The sequence below is a fragment of the Falseniella ignava genome, assembly GCF_002847645.1.
GTDB lineage: Bacteria > Bacillota > Bacilli > Lactobacillales > Aerococcaceae > Falseniella > Falseniella ignava.
The window spans coordinates 87,809-113,014 of record NZ_PKHE01000003.1; the positions used below are offsets into that span (position 1 = coordinate 87,809).

General features: G+C 41.5%; 24 protein-coding genes and 1 riboswitch. Of the genes, 21 read left to right on the plus strand and 3 right to left on the minus strand.

Going from position 1 to position 25,206, the window contains the following annotated elements; all coding sequences use genetic code 11:
- The first annotated feature begins 67 nt into the window (after positions 1–67).
- The 6 genes from clpB to frr all read left to right on the plus strand — a co-directional run bounded on the left by clpB (position 68) and on the right by frr (position 7,346).
- On the plus strand, positions 68–2,659 hold the full coding sequence (gene clpB, locus CYJ57_RS02025) for an ATP-dependent chaperone ClpB (protein ID WP_101953873.1): 2,592 nt from the start codon (positions 68–70) through the stop codon (positions 2,657–2,659).
- 108 nt (positions 2,660–2,767) lie between these two features.
- Positions 2,768–3,997 carry an AI-2E family transporter gene (locus CYJ57_RS02030; RefSeq protein ID WP_101953874.1) on the plus strand — a complete coding sequence of 410 codons (1,230 nt, stop codon included), beginning with the start codon at positions 2,768–2,770 and terminating at the stop codon, positions 3,995–3,997.
- Positions 3,998–4,164: 167 nt separating this feature from the next.
- On the plus strand, positions 4,165–4,965 hold the full coding sequence (gene rpsB, locus CYJ57_RS02035; RefSeq protein WP_101953875.1) for a 30S ribosomal protein S2: 801 nt from the start codon (positions 4,165–4,167) through the stop codon (positions 4,963–4,965).
- A 111-nt stretch (positions 4,966–5,076) separates the two neighbouring features.
- Positions 5,077–5,958 carry a translation elongation factor Ts gene (tsf, locus tag CYJ57_RS02040; RefSeq protein WP_006701170.1) on the plus strand — a complete coding sequence of 294 codons (882 nt, stop codon included), beginning with the start codon at positions 5,077–5,079 and terminating at the stop codon, positions 5,956–5,958.
- A 61-nt stretch (positions 5,959–6,019) separates the two neighbouring features.
- Complete coding sequence (pyrH, locus tag CYJ57_RS02045; RefSeq protein ID WP_006701171.1) at positions 6,020–6,748, plus strand: UMP kinase; 729 nt, start codon at positions 6,020–6,022, stop codon at positions 6,746–6,748.
- A 37-nt stretch (positions 6,749–6,785) separates the two neighbouring features.
- A complete protein-coding gene (gene frr / locus CYJ57_RS02050) occupies positions 6,786–7,346 on the plus strand; it encodes a ribosome recycling factor (RefSeq protein ID WP_101953876.1) in 561 nt (186 codons plus the stop codon).
- A 62-nt stretch (positions 7,347–7,408) separates the two neighbouring features.
- On the opposite strand, the gene CYJ57_RS02055 is transcribed toward frr, so the two are convergent.
- Positions 7,409–7,918 (minus strand): hypothetical protein, encoded by a 510-nt coding sequence (locus CYJ57_RS02055; protein ID WP_244896566.1) that lies wholly within the window; start codon positions 7,916–7,918, stop codon positions 7,409–7,411.
- A 357-nt stretch (positions 7,919–8,275) separates the two neighbouring features.
- Positions 8,276–8,370: riboswitch (THF riboswitch) on the plus strand.
- A gap of 75 nt (positions 8,371–8,445) precedes the next feature.
- On the opposite strand from CYJ57_RS02055, the gene folP reads away from it, so the two are divergent.
- The 10 genes from folP to CYJ57_RS02105 all read left to right on the plus strand — a co-directional run bounded on the left by folP (position 8,446) and on the right by CYJ57_RS02105 (position 20,013).
- On the plus strand, positions 8,446–9,435 hold the full coding sequence (gene folP / locus CYJ57_RS02060; protein ID WP_101953878.1) for a dihydropteroate synthase: 990 nt from the start codon (positions 8,446–8,448) through the stop codon (positions 9,433–9,435).
- Positions 9,436–9,444: 9 nt separating this feature from the next.
- Entirely contained in the window at positions 9,445–9,795 is a 351-nt protein-coding gene (folB, locus tag CYJ57_RS02065) for a dihydroneopterin aldolase (protein WP_101953879.1), read from the plus strand.
- A 3-nt stretch (positions 9,796–9,798) separates the two neighbouring features.
- Positions 9,799–10,284 carry a 2-amino-4-hydroxy-6-hydroxymethyldihydropteridine diphosphokinase gene (gene folK / locus CYJ57_RS08085; RefSeq protein ID WP_101953880.1) on the plus strand — a complete coding sequence of 162 codons (486 nt, stop codon included), beginning with the start codon at positions 9,799–9,801 and terminating at the stop codon, positions 10,282–10,284.
- Positions 10,285–10,866 carry a GTP cyclohydrolase I FolE gene (gene folE, locus CYJ57_RS08090; RefSeq protein ID WP_101953881.1) on the plus strand — a complete coding sequence of 194 codons (582 nt, stop codon included), beginning with the start codon at positions 10,285–10,287 and terminating at the stop codon, positions 10,864–10,866.
- On the plus strand, positions 10,866–12,143 hold the full coding sequence (locus tag CYJ57_RS02080; protein WP_180764353.1) for a bifunctional folylpolyglutamate synthase/dihydrofolate synthase: 1,278 nt from the start codon (positions 10,866–10,868) through the stop codon (positions 12,141–12,143). Before folE ends, CYJ57_RS02080 begins: the two co-directional genes overlap by 1 nt.
- Entirely contained in the window at positions 12,133–12,669 is a 537-nt protein-coding gene (locus tag CYJ57_RS02085; RefSeq protein WP_101953883.1) for an NUDIX hydrolase, read from the plus strand. The genes CYJ57_RS02080 and CYJ57_RS02085 overlap by 11 nt, the downstream gene beginning before the upstream one ends.
- 146 nt (positions 12,670–12,815) lie before the next feature.
- Positions 12,816–13,535, plus strand: a complete 720-nt coding sequence (locus CYJ57_RS02090; RefSeq protein WP_280522412.1) for an undecaprenyl pyrophosphate synthase — start codon at positions 12,816–12,818, stop codon at positions 13,533–13,535.
- A gap of 21 nt (positions 13,536–13,556) precedes the next feature.
- Entirely contained in the window at positions 13,557–14,351 is a 795-nt protein-coding gene (locus CYJ57_RS02095; protein WP_101953885.1) for a phosphatidate cytidylyltransferase, read from the plus strand.
- 23 nt (positions 14,352–14,374) lie between these two features.
- The gene (gene rseP / locus CYJ57_RS02100; protein ID WP_101953902.1) at positions 14,375–15,631 is read left to right on the plus strand and encodes an RIP metalloprotease RseP; all 1,257 of its coding nucleotides are present in this window, start codon (positions 14,375–14,377) and stop codon (positions 15,629–15,631) included.
- Between the two features lie 74 nt (positions 15,632–15,705).
- The gene (locus CYJ57_RS02105; protein WP_101953886.1) at positions 15,706–20,013 is read left to right on the plus strand and encodes a PolC-type DNA polymerase III; all 4,308 of its coding nucleotides are present in this window, start codon (positions 15,706–15,708) and stop codon (positions 20,011–20,013) included.
- A 171-nt stretch (positions 20,014–20,184) separates the two neighbouring features.
- Here the strand turns inward: CYJ57_RS02105 and CYJ57_RS07740 are convergent, their stop codons facing one another.
- Together CYJ57_RS07740 and CYJ57_RS02110 are read right to left on the minus strand one after the other, a co-directional pair.
- Positions 20,185–20,415, minus strand: coding sequence for a hypothetical protein (locus CYJ57_RS07740; protein ID WP_143826734.1), 231 nt, complete (start codon positions 20,413–20,415; stop codon positions 20,185–20,187).
- Positions 20,412–20,768 (minus strand): hypothetical protein, encoded by a 357-nt coding sequence (locus tag CYJ57_RS02110; protein WP_101953887.1) that lies wholly within the window; start codon positions 20,766–20,768, stop codon positions 20,412–20,414. The genes CYJ57_RS07740 and CYJ57_RS02110 overlap by 4 nt, the downstream gene beginning before the upstream one ends.
- Positions 20,769–20,894: 126 nt before the next feature.
- Here CYJ57_RS02110 and CYJ57_RS02115 point away from each other — a divergent pair, with 126 nt between their 5' ends.
- From CYJ57_RS02115 to CYJ57_RS02135, 5 genes are all read left to right on the plus strand, one after another.
- Complete coding sequence (locus CYJ57_RS02115) at positions 20,895–21,830, plus strand: NERD domain-containing protein (protein ID WP_101953888.1); 936 nt, start codon at positions 20,895–20,897, stop codon at positions 21,828–21,830.
- A gap of 879 nt (positions 21,831–22,709) precedes the next feature.
- Positions 22,710–23,183 (plus strand): ribosome maturation factor RimP, encoded by a 474-nt coding sequence (gene rimP, locus CYJ57_RS02120; RefSeq protein WP_101953889.1) that lies wholly within the window; start codon positions 22,710–22,712, stop codon positions 23,181–23,183.
- 15 nt (positions 23,184–23,198) lie between these two features.
- Positions 23,199–24,521, plus strand: a complete 1,323-nt coding sequence (gene nusA / locus CYJ57_RS02125) for a transcription termination factor NusA (protein WP_101953890.1) — start codon at positions 23,199–23,201, stop codon at positions 24,519–24,521.
- Positions 24,522–24,568: 47 nt separating this feature from the next.
- Positions 24,569–24,868, plus strand: coding sequence for an RNase P modulator RnpM (gene rnpM, locus CYJ57_RS02130; protein ID WP_006701189.1), 300 nt, complete (start codon positions 24,569–24,571; stop codon positions 24,866–24,868).
- The gene (locus CYJ57_RS02135) at positions 24,868–25,191 is read left to right on the plus strand and encodes a L7Ae/L30e/S12e/Gadd45 family ribosomal protein (RefSeq protein WP_101953891.1); all 324 of its coding nucleotides are present in this window, start codon (positions 24,868–24,870) and stop codon (positions 25,189–25,191) included. Before rnpM ends, CYJ57_RS02135 begins: the two co-directional genes overlap by 1 nt.
- Positions 25,192–25,206: the final 15 nt, after the last annotated feature.

Below are 25,206 nucleotides of genomic sequence, written 5' to 3' on the forward strand. Positions count from 1 at the left end.
ATCTTGACCTTTTTGGTATACTAAGGTCAGTCGATGAACGACAGAAAAAAATAAGGTGGTGAACAGGATGGAACAATATACGACACTGGTGCAACAAACAATAGCGGATGCGCAACAAATTGCCCAGACACGTCATCATCAAGCGATTGATATTGCGCATGTGTGGCGCGTACTCATGCAAAGTGATCATTATGCATATCAACTCTACCAAGATTTACAAGTTCCGATGGATGGATTAAAACAAGTCGTCGAGCAAGAGTTAGATAAAATAGCCGTAGTCACCGGCAGCAATATTCAATACGGACAGACTATTTCACAAAATTTAAATCGATTATTACAAGATGCAAACCAAATTGCAACGGAAAAAGGAGATACCTATCTCTCGATAGACGTCCTGTTATTGGCTTTGTATCGTCAACCAAATCAACCAATTACGCAATATTTAGTAGAACATGGTATTACGGAAGAAATTTTAAATGAAAAAATTGAAACATTGAGAGGAGGGGAGTCTGTGAACTCACCAAACCAAGAAGCAACTTATGATGCCTTAAAACAATATGCAATTAACTTAAATGAAGCGATGAAATCGAACAAGAGCGATCCGATTATCGGACGGGACGAAGAGATTCGAGATGTGATTCGAATTCTCTCAAGAAAAACTAAAAATAATCCAATCTTAATCGGGGATCCGGGGGTTGGTAAGACCGCGATTATCGAAGGCTTAGCTCAACGGATTATTCGAAACGATGTGCCAGAGAATTTAAAAGGCAAAGTAATCTATAGCTTGGATATGGGGGCTTTGATTGCGGGCGCCAAATATCGCGGCGAATTTGAAGAGCGTTTGAAAGCTGTCTTAAAAGAAGTGAAAAATGCGGATGGTGAAATCATTCTCTTTATTGATGAGATCCATACCATTGTTGGAGCTGGTAAGACAGAAGGTTCGATGGATGCAGGGAACTTACTTAAACCAATGCTCGCTCGTGGAGAATTGCATTGTATCGGAGCCACAACCATTGAAGAATATCGCCAAAACTTTGAAAAAGACAAAGCTTTGGAACGTCGTTTCCAACGCGTGATGGTGAAAGAACCGAATGTTGAAGATACGATCTCTATCTTGAGAGGATTGAAAGAACGTTTTGAAATTCATCATGGGGTTAATATTCATGACAATGCGTTAGTCGGAGCAGCCGTCTTATCCGATCGCTATATTACCGATCGTTTCTTACCTGACAAAGCGATTGACCTAGTAGATGAAGCGTGTGCGACCATCCGAATGGAATTAAACTCTGTGCCAACAGAAATTGACCAAGTCAATCGTCGTCTGATGACGTTAGAAATTGAAGAAGCTGCTTTGAAGAAAGAATCAGATAAAGCAAGTATGAAACGTCTGGAAGACCTTAAAGAAGAGATTGCAAACTTACGCGAAGAAGCAAGCCAACTCAAAGCACGTTGGGAAGTTGAGAAAGCAGCAACTAATCAAGTCCGTGATAAACGGGAAGAACTTGATGAAGCACGTCGTGAATTAGAAAATGCCCAAGCTCAATATGATTTAGAGCGGGCAGCGCAACTGCAACATGGTGTCATTCCAGGACTTGAAAAAGAATTAGCGGATTTAGAAGAACATCAAGCTGAAGAATACGTTGATTCACGCTTAACCCAAGAATCGGTTACAGAAGAAGAAATTGCAAAAGTTGTTGGTCGGATTACCGGGATTCCTGTCAATAAAATTGTTGAAGGGGAACGAGCTAAATTGCTAACACTCGATGAAACTTTAAAAGAACGAGTAATCGGACAAGATGAAGCGGTGAATAAAGTCTATGAAGCCGTCTTAAGATCGCGAGCAGGCATCCAAGATCCACGGAAACCGATTGGCTCCTTCCTATTCTTAGGACCTACTGGAGTTGGTAAGACGGAATTAGCAAAAGCATTGGCTGAAGCACTCTTTAATTCAGAAGATCATATGATCCGAATTGATATGAGTGAGTATATGGAAAAACATACCGTATCACGCTTAGTGGGAGCACCTCCAGGCTATGTAGGACATGAAGAAGGAGGACAATTAACCGAAGCAGTACGTCGTAGCCCATATACGATTGTACTTCTTGATGAGATTGAAAAAGCTCACCCAGATGTCTTTAATATTTTATTACAAGTACTGGATGATGGTCGATTAACCGATTCGAAAGGGCATTTAGTTGACTTTAAAAATACGGTCATCATTATGACAAGTAACATCGGTAGTCATTTGCTCTTAGATGGATTGAATGAAGATGGGACCATCGAAGAAAGTGCACAAAATGCGGTTCAAGCTGAACTTAAAGCACACTTTAAACCTGAATTTTTAAATCGTATCGATGATACCGTGCTATTCAAACCATTAACAAGAGAAGATATGACAGGCATTGTCCATAAGATGATTAACCAATTGACCTTACGTCTTGAAGGACAAGATATTCATCTTCAAATGGAGCCGTCTGCGATTGATTGGATCGCTGATAATGGTTATGACCCAATTTACGGAGCACGTCCGCTTGAGCGCTTTATTACACGAGAATTGGAGACGCCGCTTGCTAAACGCATTATTGCTGGCGAGGTTCCTCCACATGCGACGGTGGATGTCGAACTTAGTGAACATCAGTTAGATTTTAAATTAATCTAATAGAATGACTCAGACTGGTAGTTTTTCTGCCAGTCTGTTGTTTTTTTGATTGAAATTTATGTTTTTTTCAGTTAGTTTATACATATTAGAATAGAAAGGAGGAATCAGATGTCATTCTTTCGTGAACCAGAAAAGACAGAAAAATCTATTATTAAAATTATTTTATTCAGTGGCTTGTTGTTTCTTTTAATCCGTTATTTTGGTAACGTCCTAGCGACATTTAATCATTTAATTGCGGTATTAATGCCAATTATTATTGGCGCCGCGATGGCTTATATTTTAAATATTCCGATGACTAAGATTGAGGAAATTTATTTCCCGGACCGTGAGGATACTTGGGTAAAACGAACACGGCGACCTGTAAGTATTGCAACGTCGATCATTGTTATTTTACTCTTTATCTTTTTAGTATTTTACTTAGTTATTCCCCAATTAATTGGGGTTATCTCAATGATTATTAATACTTTACCGAATTTCATCATGAGCATACGGGATTGGGGAATGTCGCTTGAAGAACGTTTCCCACAATTACAAGAAGTATTGGGACAGCTAAACTTCAATTGGAATAGTATTACACAAAATGCAATCAGTTTCTTGAACTCCATCACTAGTAACGTCATCGATGGAACCATTTCAACGATTGGGAATACGGTAGGTTTTATTTTCAATTTCTTTTTATCCTTTGTTTTAAGTATTTTTATGCTTTCGAATAAAGAGAAGTTACAATATCAACTCGTATTATTATCCGAGACTTATCTGCCTTCACGTTTACATAATCAAATTATGTATGTAGCACGTATTTTAAATGATTCATTCAAAGGCTTCTTTGTTGGAACACTTACTTCCGCAACGATTGAAGGGGTTATGGTTGCTGTAGGTTTATTCCTACTGCGCTTCCCATACCCGGCAATGCTTGGGGTCCTAACCGGAGTTACAGCACTCATCCCTTATATTGGGGCATTTATTGCAACAGGAATTGGTTTCATGTTGATTTTTGTCCAATCGCCGATTCAAGCGTTAGGATACGTAGTCTTTATGATTATGGTGAACCAGATCGAAGGAAATTTACTTTATCCACGTGTCGTGGGAGATTCGATTGGCCTCCCTGCGCTATGGGTTATTGTTGCCGTGACCATTGGTGGGGGATTATTCGGAATTCCGGGGATGATTCTTTTTGTTCCATTGTTCTCGGCTCTATCTGCGATTATCCACCGCGACATAGCCTATCGTCGTGATCGTGGCGCTTCAATTTCGCCCGAACAAGAATTATCCGAAGTCATGAAGAACAGTTCGGAACTTTATCGTGAAAAAGAAGTCAAAAACGATGAAAAAAATTAACAAACACCTTGATAAGGCTTGTAATCCACGTCTATTTAAGGTATGATTACTAACGGTGTTAAAACACCAAATTCACACGAATAAGGATGATTTACTGGGTACTCTCACGAGTCAGTGAATGAGATGAATTATTCGGAGGAAAATAAAAACCAAAAAGGAGAAATATTATGGCAGTTATTTCAATGAAACAATTGTTAGAAGCCGGTGTTCATTTCGGACACCAAACACGTCGTTGGGATCCAAAAATGAAACCTTACATCTTTACAGAGCGTAATGGTATCTACATTATCGATTTACAACAAACCGTGAAATTAGTTGACAAAGCATACAACTTTGTACGTGATGAAGTCTCAAATGGTGGAATTGTATTATTCGTAGGAACGAAGAAACAAGCAGCTCAATCCATTGAAGAGCAAGCGAAACGTTCAGGACAATATTACATCAACCATCGTTGGTTAGGTGGATTGTTAACGAACTGGGAAACCATCCAACAAAGTATTAAACGTCTAAAACGCATTGAAGAAATGGAACAAGACGGAACTTTCGATGTATTACCTAAGAAAGAAGTTCAAGAATTACGTAAAGAATTAGATCGTTTAGAGCAAAACTTAGGCGGAATTAAAGATATGCCACGCTTACCAGACGTGATCTACATTGTAGACCCACGTAAAGAGCAAATTGCAGTGAAAGAAGCACGCAAATTAAATATTCCACTTGTAGGAATGGTTGACACAAACTGTGACCCTGAAGAAGTGGATTATGTGATTCCATCTAACGATGATGCAATTCGTGCTATCAAATTAATTACAACAGCAATCGCTGATGCAGTGGTTGAAGGTAATCAAGGTGTAAGCCATGAAGAAGGTAGCGAAGAGTCTTCAGATAAAGATTTCTTTGATAACTTATTCGAATCAGAAGAATCAACAGAAGAAACAAATGAAGAGTCGACTGAGGAATCAGCAGAATAATTTATAAGTAACGAAGATACTGTCTTAATTCAGGACGCATGCACAGGTAGAGGTACCTAGCCCTGTGTTAAGACAGTTTTTATTAAGATAAAATTTATAGGAGGAACTCAAATGGCAAAAATTACAGCGCAATTAGTTAAAGAGTTACGTGATTTAACCGGTGTAGGTATGATGGATGCGAAGAAAGCTCTCGTTGAAGTAGAAGGCGACATCGAGAAAGCAATCGACCACCTACGTGAAAAAGGACTAGCAAAGGCTGCTAAGAAAGCAGACCGTATTGCGGCTGAAGGTTTATCTGCGATGGCAATTGATGGAAATCACGCAGCAATCGTTGAAATCAACTCAGAAACAGACTTCGTTTCTAAGAACGAAAAATTCGTTAAATTAGTTGATGATATTGCTCAAGCTTTAGTTAAAGCGCAACCTGCTGATTTAGATGCTGCTTTAGCGGTTGAAATCGATGGTAAGAGCATTGCAGATTTAATTACGGATGCGACAAACACAATTGGTGAGAAAATCTCATTCCGTCGTTTCGATTTATTAACGAAAGAAGATGGCGACTCATTTGGTGCATACAGCCATAACAATGGTCAAATCTCTGTTATTACTTTAATTAAAGGCTTAGCAGACGAAGATGTAGCACGTGACGTATCAATGCACGTTGCAGCGATGAAACCTCGTTACACTTCACCAGATGAAGTTCCAGCTGATGTTGTAGAACATGAGAAGAAAATCCAAACTGAAATTGCCCTAAATGAAGGTAAACCAGCAAACATCGTTGAAAAAATGATCGACGGACGTATGCATAAATTCTTAGGCGAAATCAGCTTAACTGAGCAACCATTCGTTAAAGATAACGATGTAACGGTTGGTAAGTATGTTGGAGATAAAGGTGGAACCATCGAAACATTCATCCGCTACACAGTTGGAGAAGGCATGGAAAAACGCCAAGACAACTTCGCTGAAGAAGTCGCTCAACAAATGAAACAATAATTAATCGATCCAGTCCCAGTTCGCTGGGACTTTTTTCAAAGACAAGAAAGGATGTAATGAGATGAGTGAAACACCGAAGTATCATCGGGTCGTACTGAAGTTAAGTGGCGAAGCCATGGCAGGTGAACAAGGATTTGGGATTCATCCACCAACCTTAAAATTAATGGCTGAAGAGTTTAAATCTGTTCACGATTTGGGCGTTGAAATTGCGGTCGTTGTAGGCGGAGGTAATATTTGGCGTGGAAAAATCGGTGAAGAAATGGGCATGGAACGCTCGCAAGCTGATTACATGGGGATGTTAGCCACAGTAATGAATGCTCTAGCTTTACAAGATGTGTTGGAAAACGAAGGAGTTCCGACCCGCGTCCAAACTTCAATCGAAATGCGTGAAGTTGCCGAACTCTATATTCGTCGTCGTGCGATCCGTCACCTAGAAAAAGGGCGTGTTGTCATCTTTGCTGGGGGAACGGGGAATCCATTCTTTACGACAGATACAACAGCTGCGCTTCGTGCAGCTGAAATGAATGCGGATGTCATCTTAATGGCAAAAAATAATGTAGACGGTGTCTACGATTCAGATCCACGCTTTAACGAACAAGCTCAAAAATATGAGAATTTAACACATCTAGATGTGATTAATAAAGGATTGAAAGTGATGGATGCTACAGCTAGCTCATTAAGTATGGATAATGACATCCCATTAGTTGTTTTCAATCTTAACGAACCTGGTAATATTCGCCGTGCGGTGATGGGCGAAAACATTGGAACTACAGTCAGCCGTAATATATAATTAACTTATTAAGATACAACTTATTCAGGAGGAAATTATGAACTCAAGTGAATTATTAAAAACAACACGTGAGCGTATGAGTAAATCAATTGAATCATTCCAACGTGAACTTGGAACGATTCGTGCTGGACGCGCTAATGCGTCAATTTTAGACCGAGTGCAAGTCCAATATTATGGAGCGCCTACGCCATTGAACCAATTAGCAAGTATCGCAAGCCCAGAAGCGCGCATGCTCGTGATTACACCTTATGACAAATCAAGTCTAGGCGAAATCGAAAAAGCGATTCTTCAAAGTGATGTCGGTATCACCCCTTCAAACGATGGGAATGTGATTCGTCTGATTATTCCTGCGCTAACAAAAGAGCGTCGTCAAGAATTATCCAAAGTTGTTGGTAAAGAACAAGAAAATGCGAAAATCGCAGTTCGTAATATTCGTCGTGATAGTATCGATGAAGCGAAAAAAGCTGAAAAGAACAAAGAATTAACCGAAGACGAATTACGTAACTACGAAGAAGAAATTCAAAAAATTACTGACCAATCAACCAAAGAAATCGATAAATTGGCCGAAGAAAAAATCGACGAAATTATGAACGACTAATCTTTTATCATACAAACAGCACGCTGATGGTTCAGCGTGCTGTCTTTTATTTTGTAAGAATTTTATTCCGTCGGAACGTCAATTCGTTTGAAAGTAATTTGTGATTCCGTGTCTTCTAAGTCTCCGTCTTCGTTAAGTTGAAGTAAGAGCGAAGCATGATTCTGGTTAAGTTTAATCTTAAATTTTTCAGTGGATTTTGAAATAAAGTAGTCGGGTTCCGCTTCTATGCGGGTGAGATAGTCGGTTTCAAAAGTAAATTCTTTCGCAGACTCATCATCATATGGAAGGCATTCGATTGTGACTTCAGGTGAATCTTGCTGATCCGTTGGATCAACATAGGAAGATAAATGTGGATTAACGATCAAATTGTAAATCGCTTCTAGTAATAAGTGATAAGGATCCTTCGATTCAACCGCACCAAATGGGTTATATTCGTTAGAATATAATATGACAGCATCTTCAGTGATTTCCAGATATTGTAACTGTGAATCTTTATCAACTTGATAGGTGCCAATAAAATCGGCGTAATTGATTTCTTTCGCCTCAACAGAATCGATATGCCAACTTATCATAACAACGCTCATCAGTAGTAAACAAAACTTTATCCATCGCTTTTTCATCTACTTCATTCCTTTCTAATAAACCTTGCAAAATTGTAAAGCTATAAATATTTAGCTTTATAATATCATACCACACAAAAAAACGGTTTCAATCATGAATTTCATATTATCAATTAGTGCATGAAGAATAAAATGATAATTAGGAGTAATCAATGGTACAACGCATTGAATTTTTTTCACAATCTTTGATAGTGCTATCATAATTATGCCGATGTATCAAAAAGGCCGATGTATCCGACAAATAACCTTGATTTAGCTAGCCTTTATGTTTGTAATACGGTGACAAAACGTCTACAATGAAGAAGTAAGAACAGAGTAAATGGTCTACGTTAAGTGCCACTGGATGGGATGTTGCCAGTGGACGAAGTGCTTCGTGCGCGCGGTCGGCCATTGCCTCCGCTGTTATCGGTTGCGGGGGCACCTTAGTATAACTAAGGTGCTCTTTTTCTGATGAATTCATAAGAATTTGAGGGATATAGATGAAAATAAAAGATAAAGTTCAAGACTTTTACTTTAAAGATTCGGTGATTCGTCATGGCGATTCTACGATGATTTGTGGTATCGTCAATGTCACACCGGATTCTTTCTCCGATGGTGGCCAATGGTTTGGCGTAGAGAAGGCAGTTAACCGCGCTATGGAATTAATCGAAGCTGGATGTCAGATGATTGATATTGGCGGGGAGTCGACTCGGCCAGGGTCAACCTATGTCGAAATCGAAGAAGAAATTAATCGCGTCGTTCCTGTGATTCGCCAATTACGTGAACAATCCGATGTGATTATTTCAATAGATACTTGGAAAGCACCCGTAGCTAAAGCTGCGATTGAAGCCGGGGCGGATATCATTAATGATATTACCGGACTACTTGGAGACCCCAACATGGCGCAAGTGATTGCTTCTTCAAATGTCGGTTGTATTGCGATGTTTAATCCGGTGATTGTTAGACCCGATCATCCGTCCGCGAAGATTTTTCCGCAGTTTGGTGCTGAAGGGATTTTTTCGGCCAAGGAGTTAGAAGACTTTGCGACATTAGATGACTTAGCTTTAATGGAAATTTATTTCGATAAAACGTTAGAAATCGCCCAAAATTCGGGGCTCTCATCGGACCGTCTGATGTTAGATCCAGGCATTGGTTTTGGCTTAACCAAACGAGAAAACTATCATCTGGTTAAAGAAGTCGGACAAATTCACCGTTGGGGCTATCCATGCTTTTTAGGTGTTTCGCGCAAACGATTTATTCAAAATACGTTAGCTGAAGCGGGCTATAATGTCGATACTGAAACGGAAGAAGGATTTAAACTGCGTGATGAAGCTTCTGCCTCCTTAACGGCGATTGCTGCTTATATGGGGGTCGAAGTCGTTCGGGTGCATGTCGCGCAAGAGCACGTTATTGCTAGTCTAATTGGGTCGAATATTCGCTTAGCCGATCAATTAGAGGATCAAAACTTTGGAGCTTATCAGAAAAAGTAAGGAGAGACTATGTTTAAAATAAAATTAAATAATATGCTATTTCACTCGCATATTGGGGTGTTTCCAGAAGAGAAAGTGTTGGGACAACGGATTGCGATTGATTTAACTGTAACGATTAAAAATGAAATTCAACAAGACCAATTAGATGAGACAGTCTCTTATGCGCATTTCTATGATATTATTGCGGCTTATATTGAAGAAACTCGAGCTGACCTGATTGAGACGCTGGCATTTGATATTGTGAAGCTAATCAAAAAAGCTAGTCCAGATAAAATTGAGAAAGTGAAAGTCAATGTCCGCAAACTTCAACTGCCGATTGAAGGAATTTTGGACAGTGCCGAGATTGAATTGGAGGCGTAAGCAATGCATCAAGTATATTTAAGTTTAGGTTCGAATATGGGTGATCGGCAAGGGAACTTGCAAAAAGCTCAAACATTACTCGAACAACACCCACAAATTAACGTCATCAAAGTATCTGGCGATTATCAAACTTCACCGGTGGGAGGCGTAATACAAGATGACTTTATTAATCAAGCGATGCATATTGAGACGTCACTCGATCCGTATGAATTGCTCGAGTATATCCATCAAGTTGAATCTCAATTACATCGTAAACGCCTAATTCATTGGGGGCCTCGTACGATCGATATCGATATTTTATTCTTCGATAAAGTATTGATGCCCGATCCAAAATTAACGATTCCCCATGCAGAAGTGTTTAACCGTTTATTTGTATTAGTACCGTTAGTAGAAATTATCGATGCGGACTTTTACCAATTTGAGAAAGTCCAACAAGCCATCGAACACTTAGAATCAAATACAGATCAAAGCATAGAAAGAGTGAAGTAAATGACAGAAATGAATTTAACGAAAATTGAGGAGTTAGTGCGTGAGATTTTGATTGAGATTGGAGAAGATCCAGATCGTGAAGGGTTAGTCGAAACACCAAAACGAGTAGCCAAAGCATTAGACTTTATTACGGGTTCCACTCGTTTAAGTGAATTTACTGAAGGGAAAATGTTCCCTACAGAATTTTGTGAAGATAATGAAATGGTCTCGGTCAATAATATTCCATTTTACTCAATGTGTGAGCACCATATGTTACCTTTCTTTGGTACCGTATCAGTAGCTTATTTACCGGCTGAGGGACAAATTATTGGCTTATCCAAAATCCCACGTCTAGTGGATTACGTCTCACGAAAATTGAACGTTCAAGAAAATATTACCCGTGATGTCGGTCAAATTCTAATGGATATTACCAAAGCGCGTGGTGTAGCAGTGATCGTAGATGCACGCCATATGTGTGTCGAGATGCGCGGAGTTCAAAAAGTGAATTCAACGACTCGAACGACTTTCTATGCTGGTGAATTCAAGAATAATGCGCAATTACGTAATGAATTCTTACAATCAATTCCGAGGGTGGGTCAATAATGTCTGATTTATCTGAACAGATTCCTGCCATGCTTTATGGTCAGGGAGACCGTTTGGCACCCCTTCGCCAAGTGATTCAAGCTTTAGGCAATCCTGACCAAAAAGTTAAGATCGTCCATTTAGCTGGAACGAATGGGAAAGGGTCTACATCGACTATGATTGCCCAACTTCTAAGAAGTCACGGAATGCGGGTCGGGTTATTTACAAGTCCGCATTTATATAGCGAACGTGAGTCGGTTCAAGTAGATGGACAACTTATAGATGCGTCAACATTTCAAGTCTTGCTCAATAAAATTTCGCAAGTTGAGTCTGGGTTAAATCTTCCGGACGAGCAGCGATTATCCCAGTTTGAATTAACCTTTGTCGTTGCGCTGTGTTACTTTGCGCAAGAAGCGTGTGATTGGGTTGTGCTAGAATGTGGCTTAGGCGGCGAATTGGACGCCACCAATGCGATTGGGCGAAGTGAGTATAGCATTTTCACAAAGATTGGGCTTGATCATGTGAACTTACTAGGGGACACCATTGAAGAGATTGCTCAGACAAAAGCCGGAATTATGCGTCCGAATCAGACCGTGATTATTGCACCTAACCAGCAGCCAGAGGTTGTTAAGGCGTTGATTGAGCGAGCCGACGAATTCGATAATTCGTGGATTTATTTAGCAAAGCCTTTAACAAAATTGCAAGAGGGATCGACTTATCAAGTCGCACTACCAAACGTGGAACCTTTTAAGATGCAATTAGGCTTGCGCGGGAATTTTCAAGCTGAGAATTTAACTACGGCGATGTTGTTCTATCAAGCTTGGTTAACAGCGCAAGGATATGTATTGGATCCGGATCATTTAAAAACAGTGTTAAAAGAGATTTCACTCCCTGGTCGATATGAACGTGTAAGCTCTGAGCCGACGATCATTTTGGATGCGTGCCATAATTTGGATGCTGTTGCTGCAACGGTTGAAACATTGCAACGTGAATTTAAGGGACAACGCCTACACGTTATCTGTGGTTTTCTCAAGGATAAAGATGTAACTGCGATGGTGCATTTGTTGGATCAACTTGATGCAGATTTTATCTTGACGCAACCGGATTTCCCAGAGCGAACATTACCAGTTGATGAATTAGCAAAAATATTTAAAGCAGAAGGCATTGAAGCGCCAACCTTTACGGATCCACGAGAGGCTGTAACTGATGCGTTAGACCGACAACACGATCCGATTATTATATTGGGGTCATTCCACCTTATTAAATGCGTCAGAAGGATGTGGCGTGATGAATATTAAAGAAGCTGCGAAAGTAGCAATCGAACAAGTAAAAGAACAAGCTTATCCTTGGGTGGATCAAGCACAATTAATGGCGATGGCGGAGCAAATTGAACAACTTTCCGCTGAATCATTGATTGACCGTTCAACGAAGCTACACTTTACTGCGTCAGCTTTTGTTTGTCAACATGGTCGTGCATTCTTTATTGAACATCCTTATTTGCACCGATTGTTATTACCCGCAGGTCATGTCGAAGTGGGCGAGACCTTTGAGGAGGCCGCTCGTCGTGAGTTTCATGAGGAGACAGGTTATCGCTTGAATCCATCCATTTCAGGTCAGTTGATTGATATTAATCAACATTCAATTCCCGCTAATCCTGCCAAAGCCGAAGGTGTCCATCACCATATTGATTTTCGCTTTTTATTTAGTTGGAATGGTGAAACTTCAAAGGATTCAGCAGAATTGGTTGTCCATCGCTTAACGGTAGAACAGGCGCCGGAAGAATTCCGTCCTTATTACCGATTCGATCAATATGACGCGAAATAAGTTATTTATAAATGATTATCCCTTCGTTTTTGAAGGGTTTTTTTATTGCGAATCAAGAAATGAATCGAATGAATTCGTTTAATGTTTCTCACATAGCGAATAGTTTGCTATAATTAGATAGAATTCGATAAAGCAAACGAGAAAACATTCAGAAAGATGATATTATGAATCCAAACAAGGTCCCTCAGCACGTTGCGATGATCATGGATGGCAATGGTCGCTGGGCAAAAAAACGCTGGATGCCACGGAACGTTGGTCATCGAGAAGGTGCTAAAAATATTCGTACGATAGCGGCTATAGCAAGTCAGAAGGGCATCGAAGTTCTAACGCTTTATGCTTTTTCAACGGAAAACTGGAATCGACCGGAAGCAGAAGTTAACTATTTAATGGAATTGCCTTTTGAGTTTTTTGAAAAATTTGTTCCTGAAGCGATTGAAAATAACATTCAAATTCAAGCAATCGGTGCTCTCGAGCAGCTGCCGGATAAGACCCAATCAGCCATCGAAGAGGCACGTCAGCGGACAGCGCATTGTGATGGCATGATTTTGAATTTTGCGATTAACTATGGGGCACGTTATGATATTGTCCATGCGGTCAACCAATATATAGAGGAAGGTGCTACGCAGCCACTAACTGAAGAGCGATTGAGTCGAAATTTAGCGACTGCAAAGTTAGGGGAATTACAATGTCCTGATTTAATTATTCGAACGAGTGGTGAATTACGTCTAAGTAACTTTTTGCTATGGGAAGCAGCATATAGTGAATTTTATTTTACCGACGTTTATTGGCCTGATTTTAAAGAGAAAGAATTTGAACTAGCTTTAGCAAGTTACGCTGAACGCCATCGTCGTTATGGGAAGCTTTAGTCTAGAAGAGGAGGGTCTCATATGAAAGTGCGCGTGATTAGCGCCATTGCGGCGCTATGCGTGTTTGTTCCTTTCATACTATTGGGGGGAACGTACTTTATGTTATTTATTTGGTTATTAGGCTTAATTGGCATGCAAGAATTTTGTTCGATGATGAAGCTGAATTACCAAAGTTATATCGGCTTTATCTCTTCGCTTGGTTTGACAGCCGTTTTAATTCCGCACTATTATTGGCCAAGCTGGGTTACAACAGGGATGACACAGAATGTTCTCTATATCTCAATGGTTGCTTTAATGACAATCACGGTGTTTGATCCAGAACGATTTAATATTGAAAAAGCAGCTGTTCTCGTCTTAGCGATGTTTTATCTCGGCCTTGGCTTTCAGACGTTAATTAGAATGCGAGATGCGGGATTATCTTCGTTAATGTTTTTATTCGCGATTGTTTGGGCGACGGATATTGGCGCTTACTGTGTTGGGCGAGCGATTGGTAAGCAAGCGTTAGCGCCAAAGATTAGTCCAAATAAGACGATTGAAGGAGCGTTTGGAGGAACCGTTATTGCATTAATTGTAGGGATTATCTATCTCTATACGGTTCAGCCTCCCATCGCAATTAATCAGACCAACTGGTTCTTAATTGTTGCAGTCTCATTTATTGGACAATTTGGTGACTTAGTAGAGTCTGCGATGAAGCGTCATTTCCAAGTGAAAGATTCGGGACGATTGATTCCCGGTCATGGAGGTATTTTAGACCGGTTTGATAGTACATTGTTTGCGAGTATTATCTTAATGTTATGGGTAAATTTTACAAGATAGGTTAGGTGTCGGATTTGAAAACAATGATTGTATTTTTAGTGATATTTTCGATTATCGTGATTATTCATGAATTAGGTCACTTCTTAATGGCGCGTAAGCGTGGGATTCAAGCGCGTGAGTTTGCGATTGGGATGGGTCCGAAACTTTTCTCAACGCAAGATGATCAAGGAACGACTTATACCTTACGGATGTTGCCGCTTGGGGGGTATGTGCGTCTAGCTGGACTCTATGAAGAGGAAGAGATTCAGCCGGGTATGGAAGTGAGTTTGACTTTAGATGAGGCAGGGATTGTCCAAGCGATTGATCTACGTCAACATGTGTCGGACGAAAGTTTACCGATTCGGGTGAATGATTTTGATTTAGTTCATCAAATGACGATTGAAGGGCTCCCGGTGGGGCAAGAGGAAATGCAAGTTTATTCAGTTTCCCCAGATTGTCGGATTATTCAGCCCGACGGTACGAGCTTGCGGGTAGCGCCTTACGAGCAACGCTATGAGGCGGCTTCAGTATCAAGTAAAATTTTAACCAATGTGATGGGTCCTGTGAATAATTTTTTATTATCGATTGTTTGCTTTACGTTATTTGCCTTTTTGGTTGGGGGAATTCCAAGTAATGAGAATACGGTTGGAGACGTTGTTGCAGGTTCGCCTGCTGAAGCGGCCGGCTTAGTCGCTGGAGACCGGATTGTATCAATCAATGACCAATCGGTGAATAATTGGCAAGAACTAATTAGTCAAATTAAACAATTACCGGGTGAGACAGTGCCGATTAGCTATGAACGGGACGGTGCAACCCATGAAGAAATGATTACAATTAACAAAGTGATCGATGAAGCAACCGAGCAATCCTACGGTCAAATTGGTATTCATGTATCGCGCAAGACCGGCTTTTTAGATAAACTAGCCTATGGGTTTAGTGAGACATGGCAAGTTGCTACCGGCGTATTGGCGATGATTGGCGGCATGTTTGTCCGAGGATTTAACTTAAATAATCTTGGGGGTCCAGTCGCGATTGCTCAAATGACCGGTCAAGTCGTTCAATCAGGCTTCAGTACGATGGTATGGTTCTTAGCGATGCTATCAGCGAATATTGGGGCAGTCAACTTATTCCCAATTCCAGCGCTGGATGGCGGTAAGATTGTCTTAAACTTAATTGAACTCGTTCGAGGCAAGCCACTTTCCCAATCGAAAGAAGGTATAATCACCTTGATTGGTGCGGTCATTATGATTATTTTAATGATTGCCGTTACTTGGAATGATATTATGAGAGCATTTTTCTAGTCAAATATTATCAGGCATCTCGCTGAAACGAAATGCCTGTTTTCATTTGAACTTAGCGAATAGGAGGGGGATTTATGTCGAAAAATCGGCACTTATTTGAATTATTATTAGATCACTTAAAGATTAATGATTCAGACTTGCTGGAAACTTTATCTCGAACAGAATTAACAAAAGTTGAGATGTTAGTTCAGTCTCGGACTTGGCATTTTCATTTTTTAACACCGAATCAAGTACCCGTCGATCAGTTTGTGTATTTTGAACAAGTGATGCGGGAATATTTCCAACAAATGGGTTCGGTTGAAATTTGGTGGGAATACCAAGAAACGCCAACGTCTCAGTCGTTAGCTGCGTATGCTCAAGCAATTATGCACTCTTGTGCCAGTGATTTACCGTTATTAAGAACCATGTTACACCAAAGTGCTTTAATGGTTGACCCCTCAATGATCCGGCTGGGTGTACCAAGTGCTCAATATATTCAAACTTTCCAGACGCATTACGAACCACTATTATTAGCAAGGTTTAAACAAGCGGGGCTAGCTGATTATACTTTTGAAGTCTATTTGGATGAGACGCGCTATGAACAAATGTCGCAAAAAACATTGCAACGTTTGAATGAAGAAGACGAAGCCAATCGAATTGCTGCGCTTGAAATTGAAAAAGCACGTGAACAACAAGCGCCGCACAAAGAAGCGCCACAAGATGAAGATTTATTGATTGGGCGTGAACCTTCGAATAAGTTAGCGATTCCGCTTGTTGAATTAGATCAACCGCAAAATAACGTGGTCATTGAAGGACGTATCTTTAGTATTGACTTACGTGCACTTCGTTCGGGGTCGCACCTGTTAATGATGAATCTAACGGATTATACAAGTTCGATTACGTTGAAGATGTTCTCCAATCGACGCAATCCATTAGAAAAGTTAGAGCAGTTTAAGGAAGGAGAATGGATTCGAGCGGAAGGGGACGTAACCATTGACCGTTTCTCGAATGAATTAACCTTTGCCCCGCGCAGTATTCGTAAAATTATAAAAGCCTCGCGTCAAGATCAAGCGCCTGAAGATTGTCGTCGGATTGAGTTGCATGCCCATACGCAAATGAGTCAACTTGATGCGACCAACTCTGCCAAAGATTTAATTAAACAGGCTGCTGCTTGGGGACACAAAGCGATTGCGATCACGGATCACGGTGGGGTTCAAGCGTTCCCCGAAGCATATGTGGCAGGTAAAGACGCCGGTATTAAAGTGATTTATGGGCTTGAAGCCAATATTGTGAACGATGGAGCGGAAGTGGCTTATGAGAGTGCACCGATCGAATTAGCGGAGGCTACCTATGTGGTCTTCGATATTGAAACGACCGGACTTTCTGCTATTTATGACGATATCATTGAAATTGGGGCCGTCAAGATGCAAGGCGGGCAAGTGATTGATCGCTTTGAGACGTTTGTCAACCCTGGTTACCCGATTCCAGCGAATATTACCCAACTGACCAGTATTACCGACCATGACGTGAAGGATGCACCAAAATTAGCCGACGTCTTAGGGAAGTTTCAAGCTTTTGCTCAAGGAAGTATTCTAGTCGCACACAATGCGAAATTTGATATTAATTTTATTATGAAATCTTACGATAAAATCGGACTTGATGCGACACCTCAGCCAGCCATCGATACGCTGGAATTATCGCGTCTCGTGAATCCGAATTTCGGTTCGCACGGGTTAGGTCAATTGGTCAAGCGCTACAATATTCACTTAGAGCACCATCACCGAGCGGTCTACGACTCGGAAGCGACAGGCTATTTGCTCTATAAATTATTGGAACAGGCTCAAGAGCAATTCCAAATGACCCAACACGATCAATTAAATAATCAGTTAGGACAAGGGGATGCCTATAAACAAGGCCGTCCGTTTCACGCCATTTTGTTGGTTAAAAACAATGCGGGCTTGAAGGACTTATTTAAGCTCGTTTCACATTCGAATGTGGATTATTTCTATCGTGTTCCACGAATTCCACGCAGTTTATTGAATCAATATCGCGAGGACTTATTAATCGGAACGGCTTGCGCCTCAGGTGAAGTCTTCACCGCCATGATGCAAGAAGGGTATGACGAAGCAAAGGAACTCGCTGAATATTACGACTATGTTGAAATTCAGCCACCGAGTGTCTATGAACCATTGGTTAAAGACGGTCTAATTCGTCATCAAGAAGATGTTTATCATATTTTAGAAAATATGATTCGACTAGGAGAAGAACTGGATAAGCCGGTCGTAGTTACTGGAAACGTTCATTATTTGAATCCTGAAGATGCGATTTACCGTGAAGTTTTACAGGGGTCGATGAAAGCGAACTTGAACCGTGAAATCCACTTGCCGCCAGTTCATTTCCGAACGACTGATGAGATGTTAGCGGAGTTTGATTTTATTTCGGAAGAGAAAGCCCAACAAATTGTGGTCGATACAACCCATCACATTGCGGACTTAATCGAAGAGGTGGAAGTCATCCATTCGGAACTATATCCACCAGTGATTGAGGGAGCTGACGAAGAAATTCGTGAGTTAACTTATAATAAAGCCTACGAGCTCTATGGCAATCCACTGCCGGAAATTGTAGAAGCGCGAATTCAAAAAGAACTCGATAGTATTATTAAACACGGTTTTGCGGTAATTTATTTAATCTCACAAAAATTAGTGAAGAAAAGTAATGATGACGGCTACTTAGTCGGTTCGAGGGGATCGGTTGGATCGAGTTTGGTGGCGACTTTAACGGGAATTACCGAGGTCAATCCTTTAGCGCCGCACTACTACTGTCCATCGTGTCAATTTAGCGAGTTCTTTACCGATGGTTCTTCAGCCAAATCCGGCTATGATTTGCCCGATAAACAATGTCCAAAATGTGGTGAAAAACTATGTAAAGAAGGGCAAGATATTCCGTTTGAGACGTTCCTTGGATTTTACGGGGATAAAGTTCCCGATATCGACTTGAACTTCTCAGGGGAATATCAAAGTCAAGCCCACGCCTATACTAAAGACCTTTTCGGGGTAGATTATGTCTACCGTGCTGGGACCATCGGAACGGTTGCTAATAAGACCGCTCACGGTTATATTAACGGCTATTTGGAGAAGCATGCAATGTACTTGCCGCAAGCAGAGCGGGAGCGAATTGCGAAGGGAATTGAAGGCGTCAAGCGGACGACGGGCCAGCATCCGGGCGGGATTATTGTTATTCCACATTATAAGGATGTGTTTGATTTTACGCCGATTCAATATCCGGCTGATGCGACCGGATCCGAGTGGCGTACGACTCACTTTGACTTCCATTCAATTCACGACAACGTCTTGAAACTCGATATACTCGGTCACGATGATCCGACGATGATTCGGATGTTACAGGACTTGAGCGGCATCGATCCAATCTCAATTCCAGCGGTCGATACTGAAGTGATGAAGATTTTCCAAGGTACTGAAGTGCTTGGTGTGACACCAGAACAGATTGGTTCTGAAACGGGTACGCTCGGCATTCCAGAATTTGGGACAGCCTTTGTACGTGGGATGCTATCTGAGACACGCCCAAGTACTTTTGCCGAGTTGCTACAAATTTCTGGACTGTCTCACGGGACGGATGTTTGGTTAGGAAATGCGCAAGATTTGATCAATCAAAATATTGTCCCACTCTCGGAAGTCATCGGCTGTCGGGATGATATTATGGTTGTTCTGATGCAACAAGGATTGGAAGACAGTGTGGCTTTCAAGATTATGGAAAGTGTCCGGAAGGGGCGCGGTCTGACCGACGAGTGGCTCGCCGAGATGCGCGCCCACAATGTGCCAGAATGGTACATCGATTCCTGCTTGAAGATTAAATATATGTTCCCGAAAGCCCATGCGGCTGCTTATGTCTTAATGGCACTGCGAGTCGCTTACTTTAAGGTTTACTACCCGATGTACTACTACTGTGCTTACTTTAGTGTCCGGGCGAAAGACTTTGACCTCGCAGCCATGTATCAAGGCAAGGAAATGGTCAAGCAGCGTATCCAAGAAATTAACGAAAAAGGCTTCGCGGCTTCACAAAAAGAAAAAGACTTATTGACTGAGCTGGAGATTGCTAATGAAATGCTCGAGCGCGGCTACCACTTTAAGATGGTAGACATCGACCGTTCACAAGCGCATAACTTTGTAATCGACGGAGATAGCTTGATCCCACCGTTTCGCGCTGTGCCTGGGCTAGGAGCCAACGTGGCCGAGCAAATCGTCCAAGCCCGCGAAGAAGCCCCATTCTTATCGAAAGAAGACTTGCAAAAACGCGGTAAGGCCTCAAAGTCAATCATCGAATACTTAGACGCCCACCAAGTCCTCTCTCACCTACCCGACGAAGACCAGCTTAGCCTGTTCTAAACCAAAAACTCCACTGTTTTTATGGGAAACAGTGGAGTTTTTTGTGTGCAGACTAGGGTGGGGGCGGTGAACTAAAAAGATTTGGGATTAGTCTGGCTCTGGGTGCGCTGGACCAAAGTAGCTTGGTGATTGGTCTGGCATCGGGTTTGCCAAACCAAAGTAGCGCGATAATTAGTTTGGCACTGAGCTCACCAAACCAAAGTAGAGCGTTAATTGGTCTGGCAGCGAGCTCGCCAAACTAAAGTAGCTTGTTGATTGGTCCGGTACAGAGCTCACCAAACCAAAACCACCCAATAATTGGTCTGGTACCGTGTTCACCAAACCAAAGTAGCTTGTTGATTGGTCTGGCACTGGGATCACCAAACCAAAGTGGCTTGTTGATTGGTCCGGTACTGGGCTCACCAAACCAAAGTGTGCGTTAATTGGTCTGGCTCAGCAGTTGCCAAACCAAAGAAACGCGATAATTGGTCTGGCACTGAGCTCACCAAACCAAAGTAGCTTGATGATTGGTCTGGCACTGAGCTCACCAAACCAAAGTAGCTTGATATTTGGTCTGGCACTGGGATCACCAAACCAAAGTGGCTTGTTGATTGGTCTGGTATTGGGCTCACCAAACCAAAGTAGCTTGATAATTGGTCTGGCAGCGAGCCCGCCAAACCAAAGTAGAGCGTTAATTGGTCTGGTATTGGATTCACGAAACCAAAGTAGCTTGGGGATTGGTCTAGCTTCGGGTGAGCTGAACCAATATCAATCAAATTTTAGTCTCGCTCCACACTCACCAAACCAACCCCACTCCAACAAATAAACTTTTTAACCAAAAAGATAAAATAAAAAAGTATTTGGACTCCTTTCAGTGTACTTATTGTTAAGGAGGAATTTCTATGCAAAAAATGAATATGTACCTTTCTCGTTTTTTTCGAGGAGAGGACACTTATAAATTAGCAAATTTAGTCGCTGGTTATTATGGGGAACAAGATTTTTATCGCATCGCTGAAAATTTTAAACCTTACAACTCAATTTTAGTTAAGAATTTTATTTTTGAATTCCCATCTTTTGTTCAAATCGATGCGCTATTAATCACGGAGCACGAGATCCATTTGTACGAAGTAAAAAATTACGACGCGCACTGCTCAATCAATGATGGACGGATTTTCTATGATAAAAAACGTCTAAATCACAACCCGTTGTTTCAAATTACTCGTGCTGTTGAGGGTTTTAAAAATATATTGCATCAAGAAAAAATTATGTTGGAAGTTAAACCACATTTAGTTTTTATGCATCCCTTTGGCAGTTTTGAAACGGACGGGACTCACGTAGTTTCGCTGATGACACGTAACCAACTTCGGGAGCATTTTCGACAAATGGTTAATTCGCCAGGAGGAGATTCTGCATATTCGCCGAAGAGCCTTCATGAAATTTTAAAAGCGTATCAGATTGCAGATTGGCACAGTCCTCATGATACAAATCCAGTCGACTTTAATAAGTTGAAACGTGGAGTTTACTGTCTGAATTGTGGGAGCTTTCGTGTGAAATCAATGCAGCACACGATTAAATGTTTGCATTGTGGGCATACTATTTCGAAAAAACTGGCAATCAATTACCTAATTGCAGAATGTAGCGCGCTCTATCCGAATGAAACGCTTCGTCCACAGGATGTTTTTCGGTTTTCAGATGGACTACTCGATAGAGGTTGGATTTACAAGATTCTTGCTAAAACTTTAGAACGAGAAAAGAGAGGCTATTATTTTAAATTGGAAAAGAATCCTTATACCGACCAGATGCTCGAACTATACAGCAAATTGAAGAGTAGAAAATAAAAGGAGGAAGGGGATCAAAATTAAGCCAAACCACTTGATGATTGGTCTGGTACTGAGTTCACCAAACTAAAGTAGCCGGCATATTGGTCTGGCTCTGAGCTCACCAAACTAAATCTATCCAATAATTAGTCTGGCCCCGGGCTCACCAAACCAAAGTAGCTTGGTGATTAGTCTGGCAGAGAGCTCACCAAACCAAAGTAGCGCGATAATTAGTCTGGCAGCGAGCCCACCAAACCAAAGTAGCTTGGTGATTAGTCTGGCATCGAGCTCACCAAACCAAAGTTACCCGATAATTAGTCTGGCCCCGAGCCCACCAAACCAAAGCAGCTTGATAATTGGTCTTGCTCTGAGCTCACCAAACTAAATCTATCCAATAATTAGTCTGGCCCCGGGCTCACCAAACCAAAGTAGCTTGGTGATTAGTCTGGCAGAGAGCTCACCAAACCAAAGTAGCTCGATGATTGGTCTGGCTCTGGGTTCACCAAACCAAAGTAGCTTGATAATTGGTCTGGCACTGGGTTCACCAAACCAAAGCTACCCAATAATTAGTCTGGCAGCGAGCCCACCAAACCAAAGTAGCGCGATAATTAGCCTGGCCCCGGGCTCACTAAATCAAAGTAGTTTGCTAATTGGTCTGGCCCCGGGTTCACCAAACCAATCACGCCCATCAATTAGTCTAGCCCCACCCCCACCAAACCAATCAGAGGTGCAACCCCCGGTGCATCCCGATCTACAATCCGCGATGAATCCACGGCAAGCCTTAGTGTTGATTATTCATATCAGGCGTGGTACAATTGTTTTAAGAAATAGTCGTTGGGAGGAGTGAGCGGTGACGCTTGCTCTTTTTCATGTTTTAGAATAAGAAGGATGAGGTGAAGAATGAGTTCAATCGTTGATAAAGTGAAGCCGGTCGTCGAACCGATTATTGAAGCGGCGGATTGTTATTTAGTAGATATGGAGTATGTCAAGGAAGGACCTAACTGGTACTTGCGAGTTTATGCGGATAAAGCTGGGGGTATTGATATTTCGGATTGTGCCGAAATCAGTGAACAAATTAGTGTGGCGCTAGATCAGATTCAGCCTGACCCATTTCCAAAAGCTTATTTTCTAGAAGTGTCGTCTCCAGGCGCAGAGCGTCCACTTAAAACGGAGCAAGATATCCAAAATGCAATCGGAGAATATGTCCATCTGGACTATTACGTTCCGCAGTATGGTGAGAAATTTCATGAAGGTGTCTTGTTAGCCGTGACCGATGAACTGTATCGAATCGAGACGCGAATTAAGACGCGCACGAAAGAATTGGAATTAAAGAGATCGGATGTCTCGAATATTCGCTTAGCGATTAAGTTTTAATATTGAGGTGAATTAATGAGTAAAGATGTAGTCCAAGCAATGGATTTGCTTGAAGCTGAAAAAGGTATTTCGCGTGAAGTTATTAAAGAAGCAATTGAAGCAGCTTTAGTGCACGCTTATAAGAAAAATTATGAGAACGCGCAAAATGTGGAAGTGTTATTTAATATTGAAACGGGCGATATCAAAGTCTTCTCGGTTAAAGAAGTCGTAGAAACGAACTATGACCCAACGATTGAGATAAGTTTAGAAGAAGCCCATCAAATTCATCAAGCGTATGAAATTGGTGACACGATTAAGATTGAAGTGACGCCACAAGATTTTGGTCGAATTGCGACCCAAACGGCGAAGCATGTGGTGATGCAGAAACTCCGCGAAGCCGAACGTGAGATTATTTATAACGAGTTTATTGATTATGAAGATGAAATCTTAACTGGTGTGGTGGAACGAACCGATGCACGCTTTGTCTATGTAAATATTGGTAAAGTTGAAGCGGTGATGCCGGTTCGCGAACAAATCCCTGGGGAAGAGTTTGACTTCAACGATCGGATTAAAGTTTATGTTGTGTCGGTCGATAAGACGACCAAAGGGCCGCAAGTGATTGTCAGTCGGGCGCATGTGAACTTCTTAAAGCGTCTCTTTGAACAAGAAGTGCCAGAGATTTACGATGGCATTGTGGAGATTCGCGCGTTGGCTCGTGAAGCGGGTGATCGTTCGAAAGTGGCGGTCTATTCTCGCGATGAGCAAATCGATCCGGTCGGCACTTGTGTCGGTCAACGCGGTAGCCGCGTTCAACTGATTGTTGATGAGTTGCACGGTGAAAATATGGATATTGTGAAGTACGATGAGGATCCAGCGGTTTTCATTAAAAATGCGATGAGTCCGGCACACGTGCTTGATGTGGTCTTTTTGGATGAAAATGTCTGTATCGTGGTCGTACCGGATGATCAACTGTCACTAGCCATTGGTAAACGCGGTCAAAATGCGCGTCTTGCCGCTAAATTAACAGGCTATAAGATTGATATTAAATCTGAATCTGAGTTCGATCCGGATGACTATATTCAAGCAACTGAGGATGAACTAGAACCAAATGACGAAGAGCTTGATCTAATTGAAGACTCGGAAGCGAACTCAAATGCTGAAGAAATCGAACCGTCACTTGAAGAAATCGAGCAAGTCGAATCAACCCATTATTCCGACGAATTAATGGAAGAGTGGGATGTTGATGAGCAAAATGTTACGCCAGAACAAGCTGAGCAAGAAATTGCTGAAGTGGAAGATGACGGCGAACAAGATTACGAAGAACTTTTGGATGAATTTCAGACGGAACAGACTGAATAATCATTCCAAAACCCATGCTTAAAATATGGAATTAAAGGAGAGGTTAAATGGCGAAACAAACAAAACCGCGCAAAATTCCAATGAGACGCTGTGTCGTCTCGCATGAGATGTACCCAAAGAAAGAATTAGTCCGCATAGTGAAGAATAAACAAAATGAAGTGGCCATCGACCCAACTGGTCGATTGAATGGGCGCGGTGCTTATATCGCCTTGATCCCAGAATTGGCCTACAAAGCGAAAGAAAAGCGAATTTTTAATGCGGAATTTGGGATTGATATTGATGAAGCTTTTTATGACGAGCTAATTGCTTATGTCGAACATCAAAAAGCGAGACAAGAGATATTATAATGAGCCAGAATAAACAATTAAATATGTTGGGATTGGCGTTACGTGCCGGGCAACTAATTCATGGAGATGAACAAGTTGAAGCGGGCGTAAAAAATAATCAGGCACGCGTTGTCATTCTCGCTTCGGATGCGAGTGAAGCAACCATTCAACGCTATCAAGAATTATGCCAACGCCAAAATATCCCACTTAATTTAACGTATGACCGCTATCAAATTAGTCATGCAGTCGGCAAAGCGCGAAGTGTCGTCGCGGTGACGAATCAAGGGATGGCGAAGAAGTTTCTATCATATGAACAAGAAAGCGAGGATTCATATGACGCATAGTTAACAGGAGGTATA